This is a genomic window from Nocardia carnea, from assembly GCF_029868855.1.
In the GTDB taxonomy this organism is placed as follows: Bacteria; Actinomycetota; Actinomycetes; order Mycobacteriales; family Mycobacteriaceae; genus Nocardia; species Nocardia carnea_A.
Window position 1 is genome coordinate 1 of record NZ_JARWOV010000266.1, and the last position, 6,531, is coordinate 6,531.

Below are 6,531 nucleotides of genomic sequence, written 5' to 3' on the forward strand. Positions count from 1 at the left end.
CCCCCCCCCCCCATCTTTTTTTATAACCCCACATCCCGCAAACCCTTTTTTATCCCCCCGTCGGGGGGGCGGGTTTTTGTTTAAAAGCCCCCCCCGCGCCCCCGCCCCGGCGGGGCGCGGTGCGCCCAAGACGCATGCCAGCGTGACATAAGTCCCCACCCCAGAACTGACCAAGACGCCACCGGAGCCGGGACCGAGGGTTACGCCGAGGGATTTCCGGGTCGCGCGTCTCGCAGCGATCGTCACCGGTGTACTCGGTGCGCTCTTCGCGATCGCCACCCCGTTCCTACCGGTCACCCAGACCACGGCGACGCTGACCTGGCCGCAGAACAACAGCCTGGCCAATTTGCAGGCCCCGCTGATGTCGCAGGTGCCGATCGACCTCACCGCGACCATCCCGTGTTCGGCGGTGAACCAACTGCCGCCCGAAGGTGGCATGCTGCTGGCCACCGCGCCCCCGCAGGGCGACCGGGCGGCGCTGGAGGCGCTGTTCGTGCGGGTCTCCGATACCTCGGTCGATGTGGTGGACCGCAATGCGGTCGTGGCCACGGCCGACCGGGCGGAGATGGCGAATTGCTCGGCCATCACCATCAGCTCCGACAACGAGCGCACCACAGCGGCGTTCGAGGGGCTGGTCACCGAGACCGGCGAGCCCAACGCAGGGCAACTGCTCGGTGATCTGCGCCCGCAGATGGTGGGCATCTTCACCGACATGACCGGTGATGTCCCGGCCGGGATGACCCTCGAATCGACCATCGACACCCGGTTCAGCTCGAGCCCCACCTGGATCAAACTCGCCGCCATGATCGCGGCCGTGCTGTGCACCGTGCTCGCGCTGGTGGCGCTGGCCCGGCTGGACACCAGCGACGGACGCGGGCACCGGCGGTTCCTGCCCGCGCACTGGCTCAAACCCACGCTCGCCGACGGCGGGGTGATCGGCACCCTGCTGATCTGGCATTTCCTCGGCGCCAACACCTCCGACGACGGCTACATCCTGAGCATGGTGCGGGTGGCGCCGGACGCCGGCTATATGGCCAACTACTTCCGCTGGTACGGGGTGCCGGAGGCGCCGTTCGGCTGGTACTACTACGTGATCCAGCTGTTCGCCGAGGTCTCCACGGCCAGCCCGTGGGTCCGGCTGCCCGCCCTGGCCTGCGGGATCCTGTCCTGGATGGTGATCAGCCGCGAGGTGGTACCGCGGCTGGGTAACGGTTTGCGGGGGGCACGCGCCCGGGCCTGGTTCGGCAGTGTGCCGCTGTGGACCGGCGGCCTGGTGTTCCTGGCGTTCTGGCTGCCCTTCGACAACGGTCTGCGTTCGGAACCGATCGTCGCACTGGGCGCGCTGCTCACCTGGGTTTCCATCGAACGCGCCATCGCCACCGCCCGCCTGCTGCCCGCCGCCGTCGCGGTCGTGGTCGCGGCGTTCACACTGGCCGCGGCCCCGACCGGGCTCATGTGTGTGGCCGCGCTGCTGGCCGGTATCCGGCCGATCACCCGCATCATCGTGAAACGACATCGTGAGCACGGCACCGCGGCGTTGCTGGCACCGCTGGCGGCCGCCGGATTCCTGGTGCTCACGGTGGTCTACAGCGATCAGACCTTCGCCGGTATCCAGGAGGCGAACCGGGTCCGGCAGCTGGCCGGCCCGAACCTGGCCTGGTACGAGGACTATCTGCGCTACTACTACCTGTTCGTCGAAACTGTCGACGGGTCGCTGGCACGCCGGTTCGCGTTCCTGGTCATGCTGCTGTGCCTGTTCACCACCATGCTGGTGCTGCTGCGCCGCCGCCGGGTGCCCGGGATCGCCGTCGGCCCGACCTGGCGGCTGATGGGCGTGGTGATCGGCACGATCTTCTTCATGATGTTCAACCCGACCAAGTGGACCCACCACTTCGGCGCCTACGCCGGTATCGCGGGTTCGCTGGCCGCGGTGACCGCGGTCGCGGTGTCGGCCTCGGCGCTGCGCGCGCGCAAGAACCGGGCAATCTTCCTGGCCGGGCTGATGTTCACCTTGGCGCTCGCGTTCTCCGGGATCAACGGCTACTGGTACGTCTCGAGTTACGGGGTCCCGTGGTTCGACAAGCGGGTCTCGCTGTTCGGTATCTCGTCCAACACCGTGATGCTGCTGCTGTTCGGGCTGTCGCTGCTGCTCGTGGGCTGGCACGTACTGCGGGAGGGATATGCCAAGCCGCCGAATTCCACCCGGACGGTGCGCGGCCGGCGGGTTCGCAAGTTCGCCGCCATACCGCTGACCCTGGTGGCCGCGGCCATGGTGCTGTTCGAGGTGCTCTCGCTGGCCAAGGGCGCGTATTCGCAGTACCCGGGTTATTCGCTGGCACGGGGCAATATCGACGCTCTCGCCGGTGAGTCCTGCGGGCTGGCCAACGATGTGCTCGTCGAGGTGAACGCCAATGCCGGCCGGTTGAACCCGATCGTCGATCCGGCGAACCCGCCCACCAACCCCGGTGACCCGCTGGCCGGTGTGGACCCGGTCGGTTTCGATCCCAACGGGGTCCCCGACGATCTGTCCGCCGACGCGGTCGAGGTGAAACCGGGCACCGGCAACACCTCCAACCAGTCGGTGGGCGCCTCGTTCGCGGAGGGCCAGAACGCCGGTACCGGTGGCGGCCAGGGTGCGCTCGGCATCAACGGCTCCACGGTGGCCCTGCCGTTCGGGCTGGACCCGGCCACCACGCCGGTGCTCGGCAGCTACCAGGAAGGTGTGCAGCAGCCCGCACTGGTCACCTCCAGCTGGTACGAACTGCCGCAGCGCTCGCCGGATCATCCGCTGCTGGTCGTCACCGCCGCCGGGCGGATCCTGTCCTACGACGACAGCGGTGTCATGCAGTACGGCCAATCGCTCACCGTCGACTACGGGAAACGGCAGCCGGACGGTTCGGTCGGCTATCTCGGCACCTACGTGCCGCGCGATATCGGCCCCGCCCCGTCGTGGCGCAACCTGCGTATCCCGCTGGACGAACTCGCCCCGGAAGCCGACGCGGTGCGCATCGTCGCCAACGACCCCATCCTCATCGGCGACCAGTGGCTGGCCTTCACCCCGCCGCGACTGCCCAAACTGGAGACCGCCAACGACTACCTGGGCTCGGAACAGCCGATCCTGCTCGACTGGGCGGTCGGCCTGCAGTTCCCGTGCCAGCGCCCGTTCCGGCACGAGAACGGTATCGCCGAGGTGCCGAAGTTCCGTGTCCTGCCCGACCGGCCGCTGGCGGTGAGCTCTACCAACACCTGGCAGGCCCAGGAGTTCGGCGGTCCGCTCGGTTTCTCCCAGATGATGGCGAAATCCACCACCATCCCGACCTATCTGAAGAACGACTGGGGTCGCGACTGGGGCACGCTGGAACGCTACGACCAGTACTACGACGCGGTCCCCGCTCACTTGCAGACGGGCACCGCGACCCGCAGCGGTCTGTGGGATCCGGGCATGCTCCGCGTGTACTGATACTCGATTCGTCGTGGTCGAGTGGCCTTGTACGCGAAGACCACGACGGGTCGGTTGCCCGAGCACGACCCGTCCATTGATCCCGAGGTCGTCGGAGTCGCGGCCGGATCGTCGGCCGGTGTGTATCGACGGTGCGGTCGGCGCGCGGAGGGCAGAAGGCGTCTCCACTAGGCTGACCGGCGGCCAGTAAGTGGGACAGGAGCCGGAGGTAAGTACGCCGATGACGACGAGTCGTGGCGCGCGGTTGGGGCGTCAGGTCGGGACCGGAATCGGCGAGGCGGCACTGGCCACCCTGGTCGCCGTGCTGGTGGTCGCCGTGGGTCTGGTGGCGTTTTCGCTGGTGAACTGGCCGGCGTTCAACTCCTCGAATGTGCTGCGGGCGCTGACCACCGTGGGACAGGTCGGCGCCGCGGTGCTGCTGGCGGTATCGATCGCGCTACTGCGGCTGCGCCGCGCCCGGCGGTGGGCGAAACTGCTTTCCTGGACCGGGATCTCGGCCTTCGTCACGGTCACCCTGGGGCTGCCGCTGGCGGCGACGAAGCTGTACCTGTTCGGGATCTCGGTCGATCAGGAGTTCCGCACCGAATACCTGACCCGGCTCACCGACAGCGCCGCGCTGCGGGATATGACCTACGCGGATCTGCCGCCGTTCTACCCGGCCGGCTGGTTCTGGTTCGGTGGACGCGTCGCGAATGTGCTCGGGATGGACGGCTGGGAGGTGTTCAAGCCGTACGCGATCGGGTCGATCGCGGTGGCGGCGGTGGTCTCGCTGGTGCTGTGGTCGCGGTTGATCCGCGCCGACTGGGCGGTGGGGGTGACCGCCGCGATCACCGCGGTCGGCGTCACCTATGCCGCGCCCGAAGCCTATGGTGCCGTGATCGCCATCCTCATCCCTCCGGTACTGGTGATGGCGTGGGGTGCGCTGTACCGCCCGGCCGAACTCGCTCGGGAGGCAGGTGCTGCCACGGCGGGTGGCTGGGCGGCGGTGCTGGGTACCGGGCTGTTCCTCGGCCTGGCGGCCACGTTCTATACGCTCTACTTCGCGTTCGCGGTGTTCGCGGTGGTGCTCATGGCGGTGGTCGCGGCCGGGCTGGGTGTCCGAGCTCGCTACGCCGCCCGGACACCGCGGCGGATCGCGGCACAGCCCGGCGTTGCGGGGGAGCAGGTCGAGGGGCGCGGGCACGCGATCGGTGCCCCGCTGCTGCGTTTGATCGTGATGGGTGTGGTCACCGCGCTGGTCGGGCTGCCGGTGTTCCTGCCCTTCTTGCTGCGGATGCTGGACAACCCGAAGCTGGAGTCCGGCGGCGCGTTCCACTATCTGCCCGAGGCCGGGTCCGAACTACCGCTGCCGATGGTGGATTTCTCGCTGCTCGGCGGCCTGTGCCTGATCGGGGTGATCTGGCTGGTGCTGCGCGCGAGTTCCTCGCGGCGGGCGCAATCGCTGGGGCTCGGCGTGATCGCGGTGTACCTGTGGTCGCTGCTGTCGATGCTGGCCACGGTGGCGGGTACGACCCTGTTGTCGTTCCGGCTGGAACCGGTGCTGCTGGTGCTGCTGGCCGCGGCGGGTGCCTTCGGGTTCGTGGAGGGCGCCCGGGCGGTGTATCAGGCGCTGAACGAACCGGCGCGGTTCCGCTGGGTGGCGATCGTGCTCGCGACCGTGGGCGCGCTGGCCTATTGCCAGAACATTCCGCACGTGCTGGCTCCCGAGATCACCACCGCCTACACCGATACCGACGGTGACGGTCGCCGCGCCGACCAGCGCGACCCGGCCGCGGTCCGGCACTACCACCACATCGACGACGCCCTGCGGGCGCAGACCGGTCGCGAACCGTCGGAGAACGTACTGCTCACCGGCGACACCACTTTCCTCGCCTACTACCCGTACTTCGGTTTCCAGGGCCTCACCTCGCATTACGCGAACCCGCTGGCCGACTACACGGACCGGTCCGCGGCCATCGAGGCCTGGAGCAAACTGGAGACTCCGCAGGAACTTCTGGACGCGATGGCGGCCGCCCCGTGGCGCGCCCCCGACGCTTTCCTGTTCCGCCGCAGCGGCGACGACTACACCCTGCGGCTGGCCGCGGACGTCTACCCGAACGACCCCAACGTCCGCCGCTACACCGTCACCTTCCCGGCTGCGCTGTTCGACGATCCCCGGTTCACCACCACCGATATCGGACCGTTCAGCCTGATCGTGGTGAAGCGCTGAGTTCCCGCGCCGCCGAGCCGTGCACGACAGTGGCTGCGCTGCGCCTGGTTGCGCCCATTAGAGTCGAGCCCCGTGCGACCGCAACGATCCTCCCGAGCGTCGAACCGTATCCGTCTGCTGGCCCTGGTGTCCGGGCTACTCGGGTTCGTGCTGGCGATCCTGGCGCCGGTTCTGCCGGTCCGGCAGGACGATACGGTCCTGGAGTGGCCGCAGGCCGGTGCGACCGATGTCGAGGCGCCGCTGGTGAGTTATCAGCCGCTGCGGCTGGATCTCACCGTGCCGTGCCCGGTACTCGGCGGTGCCGAGGGGACCGTGGTGGCCACGGTTCCCGACGAATCGGGTAAATCCTCGGCGCGCGGCCTGCGGGTCAGCGTATCCGGCGACACGCTCTCCGTAGTGCTCCGCGATGTGCCGTTGCTGGCCGCCGAACGTGCGGAACTGGCCGGTTGTGAATCGCTGTCGGTGGTTTCGACCGCGGCCTCGACCACCGCCGAGATCGCCGGGGCCGTCCGCGCGGGCGGCACACCCGTGCGCGCGCAGGGGGGGGGGGGGATTAGGCCGCGAATGGTCGGGGGGGTGACCCGCGGTCCCGCCGCACCGCACGCCCGGGTCAGCGCATGGGGGTTCACCGGGCCGTGGGCCGGCCGGCGCGGGTTCGACAGTATCGTGCAGGCGGCAACCGGGATAGCGGTGATCGAGGGCGCCTCCGCTGTACCCGGGGCCTTACCCGCCCAGGCCACCTCGTTGTGCCCGAACCAGATCGGGTCGGTCCGCCGATCCAGATCATGGCGGCAGGGTTGACCGCTGCGTGCGATGAACCACCGGCAGGCCGCTTCGAACCCTTGGGTGTACACGGCGTCGA

3 protein-coding genes are annotated in these 6,531 nt (G+C 68.9%); all 3 read left to right on the forward strand.

Going from position 1 to position 6,531, the window contains the following annotated elements; translation table 11 throughout:
- Window positions 1-166: 166 nt before the first annotated feature.
- Window positions 167-3,460 carry an arabinosyltransferase domain-containing protein gene (locus QH195_RS27670; protein ID WP_280437561.1) on the forward strand — a complete coding sequence of 1,098 codons (3,294 nt, stop codon included), beginning with the start codon at window positions 167-169 and terminating at the stop codon, window positions 3,458-3,460.
- A 220-nt stretch (window positions 3,461-3,680) separates the two neighbouring features.
- Complete coding sequence (locus tag QH195_RS27675) at window positions 3,681-5,669, forward strand: galactan 5-O-arabinofuranosyltransferase (RefSeq protein WP_280437559.1); 1,989 nt, start codon at window positions 3,681-3,683, stop codon at window positions 5,667-5,669.
- Between the two features lie 72 nt (window positions 5,670-5,741).
- A complete protein-coding gene (locus tag QH195_RS27680) occupies window positions 5,742-6,470 on the forward strand; it encodes a hypothetical protein (RefSeq protein ID WP_280437560.1) in 729 nt (242 codons plus the stop codon).
- Window positions 6,471-6,531: the final 61 nt, after the last annotated feature.

What these genes read in the sequence shown, in the direction of transcription:
- QH195_RS27675 (WP_280437559.1), top strand. Translation starts at nt 3,681, where the DNA reads ATGACGACGAGTCGTGGCGCGCGGTTGGGGCGTCAGGTCGGGACCGGA.